This window comes from Cryobacterium sp. TMT2-4 (genome assembly GCF_004402575.1).
Taxonomy (GTDB): domain Bacteria; phylum Actinomycetota; class Actinomycetes; order Actinomycetales; family Microbacteriaceae; genus Cryobacterium; species Cryobacterium sandaracinum.
Genome location: NZ_SOGE01000007.1, coordinates 57,906 through 76,049, shown reverse-complemented (window position 1 = coordinate 76,049; position 18,144 = coordinate 57,906). Strand labels below are relative to the sequence as shown.

At 67.4% G+C, this 18,144-nt stretch carries 21 protein-coding genes; 12 read left to right on the top strand and 9 right to left on the bottom strand.

Annotated elements, in window-relative coordinates; all coding sequences use genetic code 11:
• The coding region (locus tag E3O54_RS02475; protein WP_166805187.1) for a transposase at positions 1-193 on the top strand (193 nt) is incomplete at its 5' end.
• A 340-nt stretch (positions 194-533) separates the two neighbouring features.
• On the opposite strand, the gene E3O54_RS02470 is transcribed toward E3O54_RS02475, so the two are convergent.
• From E3O54_RS02470 to E3O54_RS02455, 4 genes are all read right to left on the bottom strand, one after another.
• Positions 534-2,705, bottom strand: a complete 2,172-nt coding sequence (locus tag E3O54_RS02470) for a 3-hydroxyacyl-CoA dehydrogenase NAD-binding domain-containing protein (protein ID WP_134400867.1) — start codon at positions 2,703-2,705, stop codon at positions 534-536.
• Complete coding sequence (locus E3O54_RS02465; RefSeq protein ID WP_104099613.1) at positions 2,702-3,907, bottom strand: thiolase family protein; 1,206 nt, start codon at positions 3,905-3,907, stop codon at positions 2,702-2,704. The genes E3O54_RS02470 and E3O54_RS02465 overlap by 4 nt, the downstream gene beginning before the upstream one ends.
• Positions 3,908-3,982: 75 nt before the next feature.
• The gene (locus E3O54_RS02460; protein WP_134342487.1) at positions 3,983-5,179 is read right to left on the bottom strand and encodes a ribonuclease D; all 1,197 of its coding nucleotides are present in this window, start codon (positions 5,177-5,179) and stop codon (positions 3,983-3,985) included.
• Positions 5,172-5,762: a DUF3000 domain-containing protein gene (locus E3O54_RS02455; RefSeq protein ID WP_104099615.1), complete on the bottom strand. Its 591-nt coding sequence runs from the start codon at positions 5,760-5,762 to the stop codon at positions 5,172-5,174. The genes E3O54_RS02460 and E3O54_RS02455 overlap by 8 nt, the downstream gene beginning before the upstream one ends.
• Positions 5,763-5,873: 111 nt before the next feature.
• Between E3O54_RS02455 and E3O54_RS02450 the strand changes: the two genes are divergently transcribed.
• Complete coding sequence (locus E3O54_RS02450; RefSeq protein WP_166785388.1) at positions 5,874-7,058, top strand: S9 family peptidase; 1,185 nt, start codon at positions 5,874-5,876, stop codon at positions 7,056-7,058.
• On the opposite strand, the gene E3O54_RS02445 is transcribed toward E3O54_RS02450, so the two are convergent.
• Genes E3O54_RS02445 through E3O54_RS02435 form a run of 3 tightly spaced genes read right to left on the bottom strand, consistent with a single transcriptional unit; the run spans position 6,979 to position 9,164 of the window.
• Complete coding sequence (locus E3O54_RS02445; RefSeq protein WP_134400865.1) at positions 6,979-7,767, bottom strand: dihydrofolate reductase family protein; 789 nt, start codon at positions 7,765-7,767, stop codon at positions 6,979-6,981. The genes E3O54_RS02450 and E3O54_RS02445 overlap by 80 nt on opposite strands.
• Positions 7,764-8,201: a SufE family protein gene (locus E3O54_RS02440; RefSeq protein WP_104099618.1), complete on the bottom strand. Its 438-nt coding sequence runs from the start codon at positions 8,199-8,201 to the stop codon at positions 7,764-7,766. Before E3O54_RS02440 ends, E3O54_RS02445 begins: the two co-directional genes overlap by 4 nt.
• A gap of 60 nt (positions 8,202-8,261) precedes the next feature.
• Positions 8,262-9,164: a sulfurtransferase gene (locus tag E3O54_RS02435; protein ID WP_134400864.1), complete on the bottom strand. Its 903-nt coding sequence runs from the start codon at positions 9,162-9,164 to the stop codon at positions 8,262-8,264.
• A gap of 181 nt (positions 9,165-9,345) precedes the next feature.
• Between E3O54_RS02435 and zapE the strand changes: the two genes are divergently transcribed.
• Positions 9,346-10,395, top strand: coding sequence for a cell division protein ZapE (gene zapE, locus E3O54_RS02430; RefSeq protein WP_134400863.1), 1,050 nt, complete (start codon positions 9,346-9,348; stop codon positions 10,393-10,395).
• A gap of 213 nt (positions 10,396-10,608) precedes the next feature.
• Positions 10,609-11,880 carry an ammonium transporter gene (locus E3O54_RS02425; protein WP_134342482.1) on the top strand — a complete coding sequence of 424 codons (1,272 nt, stop codon included), beginning with the start codon at positions 10,609-10,611 and terminating at the stop codon, positions 11,878-11,880.
• 48 nt (positions 11,881-11,928) lie between these two features.
• On the opposite strand, the gene E3O54_RS16740 is transcribed toward E3O54_RS02425, so the two are convergent.
• Complete coding sequence (locus E3O54_RS16740) at positions 11,929-12,030, bottom strand: SHOCT domain-containing protein (RefSeq protein ID WP_255409010.1); 102 nt, start codon at positions 12,028-12,030, stop codon at positions 11,929-11,931.
• A 608-nt stretch (positions 12,031-12,638) separates the two neighbouring features.
• Between E3O54_RS16740 and E3O54_RS02415 the strand changes: the two genes are divergently transcribed.
• From E3O54_RS02415 to E3O54_RS02385, 8 genes are all read left to right on the top strand, one after another.
• Positions 12,639-12,905: a hypothetical protein gene (locus tag E3O54_RS02415; RefSeq protein ID WP_134400862.1), complete on the top strand. Its 267-nt coding sequence runs from the start codon at positions 12,639-12,641 to the stop codon at positions 12,903-12,905.
• Positions 12,906-12,977: 72 nt separating this feature from the next.
• Positions 12,978-13,361 carry a hypothetical protein gene (locus E3O54_RS02410; protein ID WP_134400861.1) on the top strand — a complete coding sequence of 128 codons (384 nt, stop codon included), beginning with the start codon at positions 12,978-12,980 and terminating at the stop codon, positions 13,359-13,361.
• Positions 13,346-13,615, top strand: a complete 270-nt coding sequence (locus tag E3O54_RS02405; RefSeq protein WP_134400860.1) for a hypothetical protein — start codon at positions 13,346-13,348, stop codon at positions 13,613-13,615. Before E3O54_RS02410 ends, E3O54_RS02405 begins: the two co-directional genes overlap by 16 nt.
• Before the next feature lie 57 nt (positions 13,616-13,672).
• A complete protein-coding gene (locus E3O54_RS16590) occupies positions 13,673-14,641 on the top strand; it encodes a hypothetical protein (RefSeq protein WP_198411416.1) in 969 nt (322 codons plus the stop codon).
• On the top strand, positions 14,611-14,745 hold the full coding sequence (locus E3O54_RS02400) for a helix-turn-helix transcriptional regulator (protein WP_166785917.1): 135 nt from the start codon (positions 14,611-14,613) through the stop codon (positions 14,743-14,745). The genes E3O54_RS16590 and E3O54_RS02400 overlap by 31 nt, the downstream gene beginning before the upstream one ends.
• 132 nt (positions 14,746-14,877) lie before the next feature.
• A complete protein-coding gene (locus E3O54_RS02395; RefSeq protein ID WP_158250210.1) occupies positions 14,878-16,323 on the top strand; it encodes a flotillin family protein in 1,446 nt (481 codons plus the stop codon).
• A 152-nt stretch (positions 16,324-16,475) separates the two neighbouring features.
• On the top strand, positions 16,476-17,207 hold the full coding sequence (locus E3O54_RS02390; protein WP_104099625.1) for a YqjF family protein: 732 nt from the start codon (positions 16,476-16,478) through the stop codon (positions 17,205-17,207).
• A gap of 252 nt (positions 17,208-17,459) precedes the next feature.
• Positions 17,460-17,744: a hypothetical protein gene (locus tag E3O54_RS02385; protein WP_134400858.1), complete on the top strand. Its 285-nt coding sequence runs from the start codon at positions 17,460-17,462 to the stop codon at positions 17,742-17,744.
• A gap of 37 nt (positions 17,745-17,781) precedes the next feature.
• Here E3O54_RS02385 and E3O54_RS16180 read toward each other — a convergent pair whose 3' ends face one another.
• A complete protein-coding gene (locus E3O54_RS16180) occupies positions 17,782-17,937 on the bottom strand; it encodes a hypothetical protein (RefSeq protein ID WP_166805186.1) in 156 nt (51 codons plus the stop codon).
• Positions 17,938-18,144 lie beyond the last annotated feature (207 nt).

The window sequence follows — 18,144 nt, the reverse complement described above, 5'->3', positions numbered from 1 at the left end:
CATCGTCAAGCACCGGGCCGCGATCCTTGCATCGATCGAGCACGGCCTCTCCAACGGCCGCATCGAATCCATGAATACCAAGATCCGACTACTCACCCGCATCGCCTTCGGCTTCAAATCACCCGACGCCCTCATCGCCCTCGCCATGCTCAGCCTCGGCGGCCACAAACCCGCACTCCCCGGCCGGGATTAACCCACGGTTACGACAGGAGAGCCAGAATCTCCGTCGAATTCGTTCAGGGCAGAGTTGCTGGCCGGGCCGGGCCCGGACTCGGATAGGGCGTGGAATGCACGTTCTGCCCACATCGAGGTCCCCTGATCGTCTACATCGGCAAGGGAAACGGCCGGTTCGGAAACCCCGGCCCGTGCGACCCCCAACGCCCACACTTGGCAGGCCTCACCCTTCCGGCCCCGCCGGCCGCACAAAAATACCGCCGACCACCGCGCCGAGCCACGACCTCGGCTCCCCTTCCGTGAAGAGAAAGGAGCCGAGGTTACGGGTCGGCGGAGTGGATGCAGTCAGTCGCCTGCGGTCAGTCGCCTACGCTCGTGCGGGTAGCAGGCACGGCCGCGGCATCGACGCCGCGGATCGATGGGGTGTGGAACGTGCTCTGGAAGACCCGTTCGCTCGCGCCGACGCGGTCGAGGTAGGGCGTGATCCCGCCCATCTGGAACGGCCAGTTGGCCCCGAGGATCATGCACAGGTCGATGTCCTCCGCGGCGTGCACGACGCCGTCGTCCAGCATCCGCTTGATTTCATCGGCGAGGCCGTCCTCGATCCGGCGTAGGATCTGCTCGGCTGTCATCGGGGTCTGCCCGCCCGCGACGATCTTGACGGCGCCCTTGTCGAAGCCCTTGATCCTGCCCTTGGCGTCACGCTCCAGAATGGTTCCGTGCTCGGCCAGCTTATGCAGGTTCGCGCTCTCGAAAAACCGGTCCGGGAATGCGGCATGGTGGGTGTCCAGAACGTGTGCGCCGACCTTGAGGCCGACCAGCTCGAGCAGCTCGAACGGGGTCATCGGCATCCCGAACGGAGCCAGTGACCCATCGACGACCTCGAACGGGGTTCCGGTGTCGACGGCGTGCATGGCCTCACCCAAGAGCTTCGCCAGGAGGCGGTTCACGACGAACCCGGAGGTGTCCCGGGTGATGACCGCGTTCTTTCGCAGTTTGGCTGCCACGACCATCGCCGTGGAGAGAGTGGCGTCGTTGGTCCGCGGGGTGTTCACGACCTCGATCAGCGGCATGATCGCCACCGGGTTGAAGAAGTGGAAACCGACCAGGCGCTCGGGGTGGGCCAGCTTCGCACCGATCTGTTCGACCGAGAGGGACGAGGTGTTGGTGGCGAGGATGGCGTCGGGAGAGATGTGCTTCTCGATTTCGGCGAAGACATCCTGCTTCACGCCGAGTTCCTCGAAGACGGCCTCGATCACCCAGTCGGCGTCGGCGAACTGTGCCTTGTCTGTCGTTCCCGTGACCAGAGCGCGGAGCCGGTTGGCCTCGTCGGGGGAGATACGATTCTTGGTCTCCAGGGTGAGGATCTCGCCGTGGATGTACGCGACGCCCTTGTCGACGCGGGCCTGATCGAGGTCTGTGATGACTACGGGCACGCGCAGGCGACGCACGAAGAGAAGGGCGAACTGGCTGGCCATCAGGCCGGCGCCGATGACGCCTACCTTGTTGATCGGGCGGGCCAGGGCCTTGTCCGGCGCACCGGCCGGCCGCTTGGCTCGCTTCTGCACCAGGTTGAAAGCGTAAATACTGGCCTGCAGCTGGTCTCCGGCGATGAGTTCGGCCAAGGAGTCGTCTTCCCGCTCGAACCCTTCCTGGCGAGATCCGCTCTTGGCTGCTTTGAGCAGGTTGAGGGCGATGTACGGCGACCGGGCGACGGTTCCGATGCGGTTTTCCAGCATCTTGCGGGCCACGCCCACGGCCACATCCCATTTCACGAGCCGTTCGACCTTGCCGGGCGTATTGGGCCGGGCGACCTTTGTCTTTCCGGCGATCACGCCATCGGCCCACTCGATGGACTGTTCAAGGAACCTGGCCGAGGCGAACTGCACGTCGGCGATGCCCAGCTCGAGAGCATCCGCCGCTTTGAGCGTGCGGTGCTTGAGCGGATTCTCGATGATCACCTTGAGCGCGTTCTCGATGCCGATCAGGTTGGGCAGCAGGTAGGAGCCGCCCCAGCCCGGGATCAGCCCAAGGGAGACCTCGGGCAGCGCGATCGCGGGCACGGTCGCGTCGACGGTGCGGTAGTCGGCGTTGAGGGCGATCTCCAGCCCGCCCCCCAGTGCGAGCCCGTTGATGAACACGAAGGAGGGCACACCCAGTTCGGCCTGCTTGCCCAGCGCATAGTGGCCCAACTGGGCCAGCAGCTTGCCCGTCGCGAGCGATGGGATCTCGCTGACCTTGCTCAGGTCGGCGCCGGCGGCGAGGATGAACGGTTTGCCGGTGACGGCGACGCCGTGGATGTCGCCGAGGGCGGCGCGTTCCCGGAGAAGGTCCATCGCCATGGCGAACTCGAGCAGGGTGTTCGGGCCGAGCGTGTTCGGGCGGGTGTGGTCCCGGCCGTTGTCAAGCGTGACCAGCGCCAGGGTCCTTCCACCGGACAGAGGCACATCGTGTACGTAGCAGTGGGTGACGACCTCGTCGGCCGACAGCTCGACCAGCGGGGTGAAATCGAGTTCGGAGTAGTTGCTCATCGCTTGCTTGCCTTCCGGTTGAAGTTCGGGTTCTCCCAAATCACGGTGCCGCCCTGGCCGAGACCGATGCACATGGCGGTGAGGCCGTAGCGCACCTCCGGGTGCTCGCTGAACTGACGGGCGAGCTGGTTCATCAGGCGCACGCCGGAGGAAGCGAGCGGATGTCCGATGGCGATCGCGCCGCCGTACTCGTTCACCCGCGGGTCCTCGTCGTCGATGCCGAAGTGGTCGAGGAACGAGATGACCTGCACGGCGAAAGCCTCATTGAGTTCGAACAGGCCGATGTCCGTGATGCTGAGGCCGGCCTTGCGCAGGGCCTTCTCGGTGGAGGGGACCGGGCCGAGTCCCATGACCTCCGGCTCAACGCCGGCGAAGGCGAAGCTGACCATCTTCATTTTGACGGTGAGACCGAGGTCCTTGGCGGCCTTGCCGCTGGCGAGGAGGCAGGCGCTGGCACCGTCGTTGAGCCCGGAAGCGTTGCCGGCAGTGACCCGTCCGTGGGGACGGAAGGGGGTCTTGAGAGTCGCGAGGCCCTCCATCGTGGTTTCGGGGCGGGGAGCCTCGTCGCGGGTCGCCAGACCCCAGCCGGAATCGCTGCGGATCGCAACCGACACGAGGTCGGGCTGTATCTTCTCGGCGGCATAGGCCGCGGCGACCTTCTGTTGGCTGCGCAGGGCGAACCGGTCGGACCGCTCCTTGGTGTACGCCGGGAACCGGTCGTGGATGCGCTCGGCCGTGGCGCCCATATTGAGGGCGTCCTCGCTGACCAGGCGCTCGGACAGGAAACGCGGATTCGGGTCGACGCCCGAACCCATCGGGTGGCGTCCCATGTGCTCGACGCCGCCGGCGATGGCCAGGTCGTAGGCGCCAAATCCGATCCCGGCTCCGAGAGTGGTCACGGCGGTCATGGCGCCGGCGCACATCCGGTCAATGGCGAATCCGGGTACCGACTTCGGCAACCCGGAAAGCAGTGCCGCCGTGCGACCGAGCGTGAGGCCCTGGTCGCCGGTCTGGGTGGTGGCGGCAATCGCCACCTCGTCGATGCGTTCCCCAGGGACCGACGGGTTGCGTTCCAGCAGTCCGATCATGGCCTTGACCACGAGATCATCCGCCCGGGTGTTCCAGTAAATGCCCTTTTCACCGGCGCGTCCGAACGGGGTACGAACCCCGTCCACAAACACGACTTCTGTTCTATCGGCCACTTTGCCTCCATCATCGATCAGGTGTCGGTCGATCCTAAAGGGGCTCCCGTGGAGGGTCGAATCCTTGGACGGATCCTACGAATCCGCTTCCGAAGAGAGCTCGATCGATTGGTGGACATCCACAAAGGCATCGGCGATCCGTTGTGCGGTCACTTCAATTTGCCAGGTGCGCGCACCCAGGTGCGCGAGCGCCTCACCGACGGATGCGGGATCGACGTTGACGGGCGGCGTCCACGCCACCCGGCGGACATAGTCCGGGGTGACGAGGTTCTCCAGCGGGATGGCGAGCTCCTCGGAGACCTCGGTGAGGGCTGCGCGAGCGGCCTTGTAGCGCAGGTCAGCCTCGGGATTGCGGTCGGACCAGGCGCGCGGGGGCGGGAGCAGGTCGCCGTTGCCCCGAAGCGACGGCAGGTCGGTTGACGCCAGGCCCTTCTGGATGGCACGCCACCAGCGGTCGAGTTCGCTGCGGCTCGCACGGCCGCTGAACTCCCTCAGATCAGCCAGGGCCTGCCGGTTCGCCGGCATGGCCCGTGCTGCCGCCGTCAGCGATGCATCGGGCACGAGCCGGCCGGGGGACACATCCAGCTCCTGTGCCAGAGCGTCGCGAGCCAGCCACAATTCCCGGGCCACGGCCAGGCCACGCTGTCCCCGGATGGAGTGCACGCCGGAAAGGCGGCGCCAGGGTTCGGGGCCGACGGGCTTCGCCTCACGCGCCAGCACGGCGGCGAATTCCTGCGCGGCGATGTCGGTCTTGGAATCGGTGGCGAGCATGTCGACCATACGGTCACGCAGGTCGGGAAGCAGTTCCACGTCGAGCGCGCCGTAGACCAGCCAGGCCTCCGGCAGTGGGCGGGTCGACCAGTTGGCGGCGGAGTGTTCCTTGGCAAGATGGATGCCGAGCAGCTCTTCTACCACCGTGCCGAGGCCGACCCGGGGGATTCCGAGCAGGCGGGCGGCCAGTTCAGTGTCGAAGATGTGTCGGGGGTCAAGTCCGACCTCGCGCAGGCAGGCCAGGTCCTGGCTCGCGGCGTGGAAAATCCACTCGTCATCGCGCAGAGCCTGGTTGAGCTCGTGGAAGTTGCCGATCGCGGGCGGGTCAAACAGGAATGTGCCAGCGTCGCGCCGATAGATCTGGATCAGGTAGGCGCGCTGGGAGTAGGTGAAGCCGGAGGCTCGTTCAGCGTCGATGCCGATCGGGCCCGTGCCCGCGCTGAGGGCTGCGGTCGCCGCGAGGTAGGCGTCCCGCGTATCGATCACCTGGTGATCAAGCACGACCGGTTCGGCGTGTGGACAACATGCTGACTCCTTCGCCAGTGGGTGGAAGACCTGCGAGCATGCAGAGCAGCTCGCCCCATCCTTCGACGTGGGCGGCGAGATTGTGGTCCAGCGGCGTCCACGAGGCCCGCAGTTCGATCTGCGCGCCATCGCCCTGCTTGGCAAGTTCGCCAAAGCCGGACGAGATAATCTTAGTAGCGGTCCCCGAGGCCGCTGTATACCGTGCCCCGTGGGCGTCGAGAGCATCGACGAGCCACGACCAGGTGACCCCCGCGACGAACGGGTCGAGGCCGATGTCGGTTTCAAGGGGAGCCTGGGCGAAGCAGACGACGCGGAAGGCGCCGCCCCACTCCTCGGGCTCGGCCGGGTCATACAGCAGGATGAAGCGTCCGGTCCCGAGATCGGAGTCGCTCCCGTGACGTACCGGGGTCACGTCGGCCGAGAAGGCGATGGAGTGCGGAGCGAGGTTTCCGGGTGCGGAAATCTCATTGACCACAAGCTCCGTACGGATGCGGGCACGTGCGAAGGATGCGCGGGCGGCGGCGAACTCCGGCGAAGGCGTTTCTTGTGTTTCGGGCACGTGTGCAGACTAGAGTTTTTTTCGAGCGGAGTCGGACAGGCACGCCGGACAGGGGAGGTAGTCATGCGTGAGCGGGCGGGCTCAGGGCGGTACCCGAGGCGTTTTCTGGCGGTGAGCGGGATCGCAGTCGCCGGGGCAACGGTGTTGCTGGGGATCGCGGGCGGTGTTTTGGCGGCCGTGATGGCACGTCGGATTGTGACGCCCTCGACCACGCGCTCCGACGACGTGCGGATCCACTCCGTCGACCTCGTGGCGGGAACGATTACGCTGCAGTCCACGGCGGATTCCGTACTGCAGGGCGATTACAGCTTCTGGTTCTCGGGCGATACAGGACACGCCCACCTAGGCGAGATCCTCCGTCTCACGCCCACGAAGGTGACGCGGCGCATCCTGCGCGTCGATCACGGGGATCTGGCCCGAGCCGAGCGCGGCCGGCTCGGCGGCTACTCGTACCTCGGGCCCTGGGACCTCGGCTTCGCCTTCGAGGACGTGCTCGTTTCCACCGACGTCGGTGATGCCCCGGCCTGGCTGATCCCGGCCGAGGAGCCGGACGGCCGCTGGGTGATCCAGGTGCACGGGCGCGGGGTGCAGCGGCAGGAGACGCTGCGAGCGGCGCCGGTCTTCCGGGATGCGGGCTTCACGTCCCTGCTTGTGTCGTACCGCAACGACGGGGAGGCACCGCGGAGCGGCGACGGCCGGTATTCCCTTGGAGACGCGGAATGGCAGGATGTCGATGCGGCGATCGCGTTCGCGGTGCACCGCGGTGCGACCGAGATCGTGTTGATGGGGTGGTCCATGGGCGGCGCGATCGTGCTGCAGAGCGCGACGCGATCAACGCTGCGCGACCGGATCGTCGGCATCGTGCTCGACTCGCCCGTGATCGACTGGGCGGATGTCGCGCGCTTCCACGGCGGTCTGCTCGGCCTGCCCGCGGTCATCGCCAGCGGTGCTCTGGAGGTCCTGGGACGGCGTTGGGGCAAGATCGTCACCGGTCAGACCCAACCGATCGACTTCGGACGCCTCGATTTCGTCACGCGCGCCGCCGAGCTCGACCTACCGGTGCTCCTGATGCACAGCGACGACGACGGATTCGTGCCCGCGACCGGCTCCCGCGCCCTGGCCGGGCGCCGACCCGACATCGTGACCTTTCTGCCGTTCGCGGTGGCGCGGCACACGAAGCTGTGGAACTACGACCGCGAGGGTTGGAATCAGGCCATCACGAACTGGCTGGTCGAGATCGCTCCCACCGAGCGTATGTCGCTCCCTGGTCGTCCAGAAGAAGTTGCCGCAACCTGAATCCGGTGGATCCGGCCGTGGCCGATTCGAGCAACCCGCGGCCGCCGAGCACTACCTGGGGGCTCGTGGACAGGCAGAATTCGTCGACCAGGTCGGCCGCGAAGAATCGCCCGGCCAGCACCGGACCTCCCTCGCAGACGATGCGCGGGAGGCCGAGGGCGCAGAGGGCCGCGAGAATCGTGGACGGAGTGAGGACACCGTTCTCATCGTCGAGCGGCACCACGGTCGTGCGGGCCCCGACCGTGGCGGCCTCCACCCGGCCGACTGCGAAGCGCGGACAGAGGATAAACACCGGCTGCCGATGCGCGGATTCCGGGTGTGCGGAGTCCCGGTGCGTAAAGTGCTCGAGCCGATGACCGGCCAGGTTTCCGCTGGAGGTGACGACCGCGAGGGCCGCCCGGGCCGGCACGACGTACCCCTCCGCACGGACACTGCCGGCGCCGACCAGGACGACGTCGGCAAGTTCCCTGATCACACCTAGGATCCGGCGGTCGAGGCGGCTCGAGAGGGAATCCGAGGTGCCATCGGACCCGGCCACGCCGCCGTTCAGGCTGGCGATCATGTTGACCCGCAGGTACGCGCCCGGCGTCGGGGCGTAGCGCCGCAACAGCCAATCCCGGCTGACCGGGTCGAGCCCGTCGACGCTCCGCGGCAGGTCGACCGTATCGCCGCCCGCGTCCGGCTCCGGAAACACCCGGGTCAGGGTCACGCAGCGCCCTCGCGCAGGCGGCGCTTGGTGCGGGCGAGCATGGCTGACATGCCGCGGATGCGCAGGGGAGACACCGCTTTCGTCAATCCGATCGTGTTCGGATAGTCATCCGGCACATCGAGCACCTCCTGGGCGCTGAGCCCATCCAGACCCTGGGCCAGGATCGAGGCGAAGCCCCGGGTCGTCGGCGACTCCCGGGGAGCGGTCGCGTAGAGGTGCACCGCGGACTCGCCGTCCACCTCGACGAACATGAAGACGGGAGACTGGCATTCAACGACTCGCTCGAGCAGGTCCGGGTGCTCCGCGTAGCGCGGCGGGAGCGCCGGCAGCTCGTCGGCGAACTCAAGCAGCAGCAGCAGCCGGTCGGACTCCTCGAGTTCGAGGAAGTCATCGCGGATCTCGGCCAGTTTGGCGGGAAGTTCGGTAGCGGTCATCGACACTCATTCTGCCATGCGCGGGCCGTGAGGCCCCGGAATCCGAGTGGGCCGGCCGGCTCAGCGGGGCTGAGGTGCGGCGCCCGGCTCCGTGCCCATCACGATCGGCACGTGCACGGCGTTACCCCATTCGGTCCAGGACCCGTCGTAGTTGCGCACGCCTTCGAAGCCGAGAAGGTGGGTCAGGACGAACCAGGTGTGGCTGGACCGCTCGCCGATCCGGCAGTAGGCGATGACGCTGTCGCCGTCGGAGAGGCCGGCCTCGTCACGGTAGATGGCGTCCAGCTCGGTGCGGGTGCGGAAGGTGGCGTCCGGGGCAGCGGCGCGCGCCCACGGCACCGACGCCGCCGACGGGATGTGGCCGCCGCGCAGGGCGCCCTCCTCCGGGTAGGCCGGCATGTGGGTGCGTTCGCCGGTGTACTCCTCGGGGGAGCGCACGTCGATCAGCGGGTTCCCGAAGTGCGCGAAGACATCCTCGCGGAATGCGCGGATGGCGGAATCGTTGCGCGGGGCGACCGGGTACACGGTCGGGGTGATAACGGGCTTGTCCCGGGTGAGGCCTCGTTCCTCGGCCACCCACTTGTCACGGCCGCCGTCGAGCAGGCGGACGTCTTCGTGGCCGAATAGGGTGAACACCCACAGGGCGTAGGCCGCCCACCAGTTGTTCTTGTCGCCGTAGATGACCACGGTGGTGTCGCGGGAGATGCCCTTGGCACCGAGCATTGCGGCGAAGGCGGCACCGTCGACGAAGTCGCGCTCGACCGGATCATTGAGGTCGGTATGCCAGTCGATTTTCACGGCTCCCGGAATGTGGCCGGTTTCGTAGAGCAGAACGTCTTCATCTGATTCGACGACAACAAGACCGGGGGTTTCGAGATGCGCCTGCAGCCACTCGGTGCTGACCAGACGTTCGGGGTGGGCGTAGGCCATGAACTTCGGTGCCGGATCGAGATCAACAGACATGGGGGGAACCTCCTGGTGGCGTCCGATGGACACTGGAATCAAATGGGCGCGGTTTAGGCTGGTTACCGGTCCGCGTTTTCGAATCTACGCGGTATGGGTCCTGATCGCATCCGCGGTCGTTCTTCAACGATGGTGCTCCGACCGGGACTATCAGTTCGACACAGAAACCGGGTACTACAGCATGGCTCCACAAGCTCTCAGCCAGGTGCAACGTTTGGCCGATCGCTCTCCGAGCATCACCGGGCCGGAGATCGTGGCCGAGTTGGTTCCGCCGCCCCAGTTCGAGCACGCCTCCTTCGCGTCGTACCGACCTGACCTGAACTTCCCCTCGCAGCTCGAGGCCGTTGAACGGCTGGGCACCTTTGCCGGAGCCTGGCTGGCCCAGCGGCCCAGCGGCTTCTTCTCCCGCACCCGCAAGCCCAAGCCGGAGCTGCCGGGCATCTACCTGGACGGTGGTTTCGGCGTCGGCAAAACCCACCTGCTGGCCGCGCTCTGGCATGCCGCCCCGGGACCGAAATACTTCGGCACCTTCATCGAGTACACCGCACTGGTGGGAGCACTCGGCTACGCAGCCACCGTCAGGCAGCTCTCCGGCGCCCGCCTGATCTGCATCGACGAGTTCGAACTCGACGACCCGGGCGACACCATGCTGATGACCCGGCTTCTGGGCGAGCTCGTGGCCTCGGGTACCCGCGTCGCCGCCACGTCGAACACGCCGCCGAATTCGCTGGGCGAGGGGCGTTTCGCCGCGATCGACTTCCTTCGCGAGATCCAGGCGATGTCCGCGAACTTCGAGATCGTGCGTATCGACGGCCTCGACTTCCGCAGGCGCGACATCGAGGGCCACGCCATCGCCGTGTCCCGGGACGAAGTGGACCAGCTGGTGCCCGCCCTGGTCGAACGCGGCTCCACGGTGACCCGGGACGACTTCGGCGACCTGATCCGACATCTCAGCACGGTGCATCCGTCGAAGTACATCAAGTTGATCCACGGCATCGACGTCATCGCCCTGACCGATGTGTACCTACTGACCGACCAGACGGATGCCCTCAGGCTGGTCGCCTTCATCGACCGGGTCTACGACGCGGAGATTCCGATCATCGCCAACGGGCAGCCCCTGAACGAGGTCTTCGACGAGGAGATGCTCTCCGGCGGTTACCGGAAGAAGTACCAGCGGTCCCAGTCCCGTCTCGTGGCGCTGACCACAGGTGAGCTTCCACCGCACGACTGATCCACGACTGATCGAGGCCGGACCACCGCTCTGCTTGCCGGAAACGCGATGTTAACACCGTCGCTCGGCGCGTAACGCGGGCGAAACATCCGCGCGCACTCACCGAAACCTCACAACTTCAAACTGACTCTGTACCCGCCGAGACACGATCAACCGCTCACCCTGTGCACGTCGACGGCAATCACTGTTAGTTAGCGAGAGGTAACCATATCCATGGTTCAACTGTCAGTCCTGTTGGACGCCACAACTGATGAAATAGCCCTGAATCTCAATTCCCTGTGGCTCCTCGTCGCGGCCGCCCTCGTGCTTCTGATGACTCCCGGTGTTGCCTTCTTCTACGGCGGAATGGTGAAGGCGAAGAGCGTCATCAGCATGATGATGATGAGCTTCGGCGCGATGGGCGTTGTCGGTGTGCTGTGGGTGCTCTACGGCTACGGGCTCGTCTTCGGCCCGCCGCTGATCCCCGGTTTCCTCGGCAACCCGTCCGGGCTGCTCGGCCTGAGTGGGCTGCTCGGCGCCGGGGAAGACGGATCCCTCTCTCCCGACCTGAACGGGCTGGCGTTCGCCGGCTTCCAGGCCACCTTCGCCATCATCACCGTCGCACTGATCTCTGGTGCGATCGCCGACCGTGCCAAGTTCGGCGCCTGGTTGATCTTCGCCGCCGTGTGGTCGACCCTGGTGTATTTCCCGGTCGCCTACTGGGTCTTCAACCTCGCCGACGGCTGGGCTCCCGCCGCTCTCGGGGTCAACGACTTCGCCGGTGGCACCGCTGTGCACATCAACGCCGGTGCAGCCGGTCTGGCTCTCGCCTTGGTGCTCGGCAAGCGGGTGGGTTTCAAGAAAGGCATCTCCAAGCCCCACAACGTTCCGCTCACCCTCCTCGGTGCCTCGCTCCTGTGGTTCGGCTGGTTCGGTTTCAATGCCGGCTCCGAAGCCGCCGTCGACGGTGTCGCCGCCCTCGCCTGGATCAACACGCTCGTCGCTCCCGCCGCCGGTATTCTCGGCTGGCTGATCGTCGAGAAGATCAAGGACGGCAAGCCCACCTCGATCGGTGCCGCCTCGGGTGCCGTCGCCGGGCTCGTCGCCGTCACCCCTGCCTGTAACATCCTCACCCCGTTCTGGGCGATCGTCCTCGGAGTCCTCGTCGGAGCGGTATGCGCGGTTGCCATCGACCTGAAGTTCAAGTGGGGCTTCGACGACTCGCTCGACGTGGTGGGCATCCACCTCATCGGTGGCATGATCGGAACGCTCTACATCGGTATCTTCGGGTCGGGCATCGGCCTGCTCGACACCGGCAGCCTCAACCAGCTTTGGGTGCAGTTCGTCGCAGCCTTCGGCATCGCGATCTTCTCCTTCGTGATGGCCTACGGCATCGGCGTGATCATTCAGAAGACGATCGGCTTCCGAATCAACAACGAAGACGAGGTGGCCGGAGTGGACACCATCGTGCACGGTGAAGAGGGCTACGCGCTCGACGCCGTCTAACCATGAAGCAGCACCGCCCTGTGCGTGCTGTCCTATTCGGTGGCTGTCCTATTCGGTGTAGGACGACCTCGACAGCGCCTGGGACTTCAGGGCGTCGAACTCGGCCGGGGTGATCGCGCCCGCATCGTGCAGAGCCTTCGCCCGGCCGATCTCCTCCGTGGGCCCGGCACTGGTTCCGGCGACACTGCGGATGCACTGATCGGTCTGCGCCTGGTACTCCCTCGACTCCGTGGAACTGCGTGCACCCTAGCCGTGGGGCAGGCCGAGAGCCACGGTGACGAGGCTGAACGACCACTCGGGGCCGCGAATGGAGGACGCGTCTCTATGACCTCGCATCGGGTACCGGCTCAGATGGCGCTTCCGGGCGCAGCCCTGACACCGGGAGCCGTGACACCTGCAGCGTCGTCACCGGCTGCACCGTCACCGGGGGTCGGCACGCCGATCCCGGCTCCGTCGACCGCTGAGGTGAAACGGCCGCGGCTTGATGGTGCATTTCATCGGCTCATCGCCGGCGAAGCGCGCTGCGTCTGCGTGTGGGCTGCGGCAGGCTCCGGGAAGATGACCCTGCTGGCGTCCTGGGCTGGCCGTTTTCACCGGAACGGGGAGTCGGTCACTTGGGTACGCGCGCAGCCGGGCCGGTTCCGTCCCGCTGATGTCTGGCGGCAGGTCGGGCGGCGCTCGGGGGTGTCAGGCGACGGGGACACCCGGTACGTGTTCATCGGTGGGTTGGACCGTGTCGAAGCGGATCGGCCGGGCTGGTGGGCGAGCTGGTCGCGTCGGTGCCCGAGGGCATCCGTCTCGTGGTCGCCGGGCGCACTCGGGCGTGCGCAGGGCCGACGCGACTGCGCGGCGACGGCTCCATGGTCGACGTGCCGCCGGCGGACCTGGCGTTCGATCGGAGCGAGCTGCTGCTGATCGTGCCGTTCCTGCACGGGAGGAACGATTCCGCACGGCTGGTGGTGGATTTCGACGGTGACGATCCGGCGGTGGCCGGTTTCCTCCGGTCGGAGATCATCGCCGGCTGAGCTGACGGTGACGAGAACACGAAGCTGCGCGCCGCCGTCAGGCCTGTCCTCTCGGTCGACCTGGCCGTCGAGGTGACGAAGCGAGCGGATGCCGGGGCTGGGCTGGACCGGCTGGCCGGGCCCAGCGCACTTATCACCAGGGAGAGCGGCGACGACACCAGGGCGTATCTGATCCACTCGATCCTGCTGGCCTATCTGCAGGGCGAGGTGCGGCGACGTGACTTCGTGGCGGCGGCGGCTCACGAGACCGCGGCCCGGTGGTTCGCGCGCCGCGCCGACGGTCAAAACGCTCTCGAGCAGGCGCTTGCTGCCGGGCTGCCCGTCCTCGCCGCCGAGATGCTCGATGCTTTCGGTCTCGATCTCGTGCTCAGGGGAACGCCCGACCTCGTCCTCCGTGCCCTGGCAGAGCCGGCCGTGCGCGCCGGAACCCAGGTGCATCCGTGGCGGCGTCCCTGAGGCTGCTCCTGGACGCGCCGTACTTTCCCGACCGGGGGCAGGCCGACCACCTGCTGGCGGAGCTCGAGGCGGTGGGGCTCGCGTCCGGCGGCAGTGCGGAGATCTGGACCGTCGTGATCGACGCGCTTGCCGCCTTCTTCGCAGCGACGCCTGACGAAATCCGGGACCGTCTGGCCAGGCTGGGCGCCGTCCGCGCCGCACCGGGGCGGCGAGACCTCGGTGTCGACCTGCTGGCCGCCACCGCGGAGACCTGATGCCGCGCCGGTCTGGGCGAGGCGGAGCGAGCCGAAGCGGGACTGCGAATGGTCGCTGTGACCGCGCGGAATGCCGGTAACCAATGGCTGTTCCTTCTTGCCGGCGACCTCGCCGCCGTGTCGGCCTCCCGCCGGGGCGACTGGGCCCGCGCCGGTCTCATCGACGATCAACTCGCTCGGGCGACGGATGCCGCAGGGCGCCCGGCCACGGGTGCCGTGGCATCCGTGGCGGGGGCGGCGTTCGACCGCGCAGCGGCCCGCGCCTCGGTCTCGCTCCAGATCCGCCGGTACGAACGCTGCGAGCCGATCGATCAGGGCGTGCTGGAACGGCTTGTCGCGGCCGACCCTCTGGTGTGCGATTCCGGACTGATCGTGCCCGCCCAGACCTTCCTGTCCCTGTCGGCACCGGCGGCGGACCCGAGGCGGCGATCGGTGCTCGAGAATCTGAACGGCTTGATGCGGGAGAATGCGGACGCCCACCCGCGTGTGCCGAGCCTGTGCTGCATCCCCTGGTTCGAGCTGACCGGTGCGCTGGACGGGCGGGCCGAGGCCCGACGTGTCACGCTCCTGGTGGAGAACGTGCTGGGTACGGACTCGTTGGAGGCCGTGCTGCTCCGCTCCCTGGCGTACCCGCCGGCCCCGGGCCGCCACGGCGCCGGTGGGCGGCTGGAAGCCGCCGCAACGCCGGCCGCCCGGTGTTGGAGCGGGACCACGCTCGTGAGCGCCTGGATCGTGCTCGCCGGCATCGCTGAGGAGGGTGAACGATCTGCCGAAGCGGATGCCCGTCTGGCTCGGGCGCCGCGCCTGGCTGAGCAGCTGCGGGACCTCGACGGTTTCGCAAGCCGGATTGTGACTCGGTCCGCTCAGGCGCCGGGGGAGAATTGCCCGGCCCCAGCCCAGCCCCAGCCCCAGCCCCAGCCCCAGCCCCGGCCCCGGTCGCACCGCCCACCGAGCGGGAGCGGGTGCTGCTGCGCGAGCTGCCCTTCCATCAATCCGTGGCGGACATCGACCGCAAGCACAATGTGAGCCCGAACACCGTCAAAACTTATCTGCGCAACATCTATCAGAAGCTTGAGGACACCGACCGCACCCGGGCCGTGACTATTGCTCAGGAGCGCGGCCTGCTCTGACCTGCACCCCCCGAATGGGAATGGTTCCGCCTGACCCAGACCACTAGGCTTCGAGGGTCTCGTGCCCGCGCGCGCCGCGCGAAGTGCCAGGCCACGTGCATGATCTTCGTGCCGGCGGAACGGAAGGACCCCATGTTTGAATTCCTGCTCAGCCCCATCCCCGGTCTCATCATGCTGGGTATCGTCGTCTTCCTGATCGGCCTGTTCTATGCCAAGAGCGTCTACAAGAACGCCGGGCCGGACGAAGCCCTGATCATCACCGGCAAGAAATCGAAGAAGACCATCGTCGACGGCGCCACGCTGGAGGAATCCGGGCAACGCGTCGTGCACGGCCAGGGCGTGTTCATCACCCCGTTCTTCCAGAAGGCGTTCAAGATCAGCCTGCGCAGCCGGGCGATCGAGATCACGGCCGTCGCCCAGGACCAGAACGGCGTCACCCTCACCGTGGAAGCAGTCGCCATTGTGAAGGTCGGCGACGACCCGGCCGCCATTCGTGCCGCCGCGCAGAGGTTTCTCGGCCAGGACAAGAACATCGACGGCTTCGCACAGGAAGTACTGTCGGGATCCCTGCGGTCGTCGATCGGTGGCACGAACGTGATGACCATCATCCAGAAGCGCGACGAGCTCGGCTCCTCGGTGCTGGCGACCGCCCGGGAGTCCCTGGCCAACCAGGGCGTCGACGTGGACTCGTTCGAGATTAAGGGCATCACTGACGAGAACGACTACATCCGGGACCTCGGACGCGCCGAGCAGGCCAAGGTGCGGCGCCAGGCCGAGGTTGCCGAGCACGCGGCCAACCGGGAGGCACAGGAGGCCGCCATTCTGGCCGAGCAGGCCATCGCCGAGGCCCAGAACACGCTCGCACTTCGAAAAGCGGCGCTGCAGCTGGACACCGACAAGGCCGCCGCCGAAGCCGCCGCAGCCAAGCCGCTGGCCGAGGCCAAGGCCCAGCAGGCCATCGTTCAGGAGCAGGAGCTCACCGCCCAGCGGCGCGCATCTCTCCGCAAGGCCGAGCTTGAGTCCGAGGTCAACGCGATCGCCGACGCCGAGGCGTACCGCATCCGGGTGACCGCCATCGCGGCGGCGGAGGCCGCCGTGGCCGGCGCGAACGCCGACCGCGACAGCCGCATCGCCAACGCCGAGGCCCTCCGCGCGGAGGGGCAGGCCGAGGCCGACGCCATCCTCGCCCGCGGTACCGCTGAGGCGACCGCTACCCGGCTGTCCGCCGAGGCCGTCGCCGAGCAGAGTGAGGCGCTGATCCAGCTTCGCATGGTGGAAATGCTGCCCGAGATCGCCCGCGAGCTGGCCGCTCCGATGTCGAACATCGACAACCTGACGGTCATCTCCACGGATGGCGCCAGCCAACTGACCAAGAATGTCGCTTCCGGTATCACCGAGGTCGACGGCGTGCTCAAGTCGACCATGGGTATCGGCATCCGGGAACTGCTCGGCAACCTCGTCGGTGGAGCCGCTGTCGGAGCGGCCGCGACCAAAACCGCCAAGCCACAGGCCTCACTCACGACCGCCCAGCAGGCCGACGTCGACAGCGCTCTGGCCGCGCCGGCCGTCGAGGCATAGCACGCAGTCAGGTCGGACGCTGATTCAGGCCTTCGCGCCTGGATCGCTCGCATTTCGAGGGCGTCGACCTGGTCCCGGTGCGAGTAGCGTTGATGTTCACAGAATGCCGCAGTCCGGTCCGCATGGGCTCGGGAACAAGGGGAGATTTCCAGATGACGGATGCCGCGATGGACCCGGTCTCGGCCGTTGCGCCCCTGCTGGCCGGGCGAGCGTCCTCGAGCCAGCGCTGGTCGAATCTGATATTCGTGCACTGGCGCGTGGACGCCGCTCTCGTGGCTCCGCTGCTGCCGGACGGTCTCGTGCCCGACGAATTCGACGGCGCTAGCTGGGTTGGGCTGATCCCGTTCGTGCTGGACCGGGCCACCGTCTTCGGCAGTCCGCCCATTCCCTACTTCGGCACCTTCGTTGAGGTGAACGTGCGCCTGTACGCGGTGGATGCGAACGGGCACCGCGGCGTGGTCTTCGTCTCGCTGGAGGCCTCCCGGCTGGCGGCTGTGCTGGCGGCCCGGGCATTGTTCTCGATCCCGTACATGTGGTCCCGCACCAAGCTTGAGGTCGGGGCGGGGGAGTACCGCTACACCGCGCGCCGACACCTGGCCGCCGGGGCGCACACCGAGATCGTGGTGCGGCCGACTGCCCGCCCGGTCGTCGGCGACCCGCTCGCCGATTTCCTGACCGCCCGCTGGGCTCTATTCACCCGTACGCGTGGCCGCACGGTGCACCTGCGCAACCACCATGAGCCGTGGGAGCTCTTCGAGGCCGAACTGGTGAGCCTTGACGACACCCTGCTCGCCGTGGCGGGGTTCCCCGGGCTGGCCGGACGCGAGCCGGATTCCGTGCTGTATTCGCCCGGGGTCACCACCTGGTTCGGCGCCGCCGGCTGAGTCGCGGGCCGACGCTATCGAGGCAAGGTAGGACGGGGCGTTTGCTCGGCGGGCGGAACCGGTCGAGGCGCGCGTCGCTTCGGGCTGGCCCGCGCCGCGTTGGAGTCGGGTGAGATCAGTTGTCAGCATGGGAGGGTGGTGATCGTTCAGGCGTGGTCGGTGCCGACGAGGTGAGGCCGGCGTTCGGGGTGGAGGTTCTGCGTTCGGCAGGCAGGTTGCCGGCGTCGAAGTTGACGTACCAGGCCCCGCGGCATGGCGTCGCGGACGCTCTACGACCGGGCTGAGAAGGTGGCGCTGCGGTCCGATCGCCGCGGAGACGGCCCGGCGGATCGCGGTCGGGTGCCGAGCTTCACCCGGATTCTGGTGCGTCCGGAGGCGGGGGCGGTGCTCTTGGTCGGCCGCGACCGGTACATGGTGCCGGAAGACCCGAAACGGTTCCTGCGGGTGTGGGTCAAACCTGCCGGTTTCCAGACTGCAAACGGTCGGTCGCAAACTGCGATATCGAGCATTCCCTGGATTGATAGTTCGATGGGCTGACCGCGCACGACAATCTGGCACGTCTGTCTGCGGGCTGTCATGCGCTGACGAGCGAGACCGGTTGGCGGGTGTTGCACCGCGGCGGCGACTTACGTGAGTGGACGTCGCCGACGGGGCGCAGGCTCGTGAGCGAGCCGGCCAGGGTCATCCGCTCGGCTTCGACCGAACCGTCGACCTCCTGATGCGCCACCATGCCACGATCATGAGCGTAGTGCTGCTGGTCATCGGCGCGGCCCTGATCGGAGGGGGCCGGTCCGATCGGGGAAGCCCCCGGCCCGACCGCCTGCGCCGAGGATGTCGCCTGGGTCGCACTCTCCCGGGTGCAGCCCCACGATCGACATCTCGTGCGCATGCTCGCGCATGGAGTCGACCGCAACCGTCAAGCCGCGTTACGCGGACT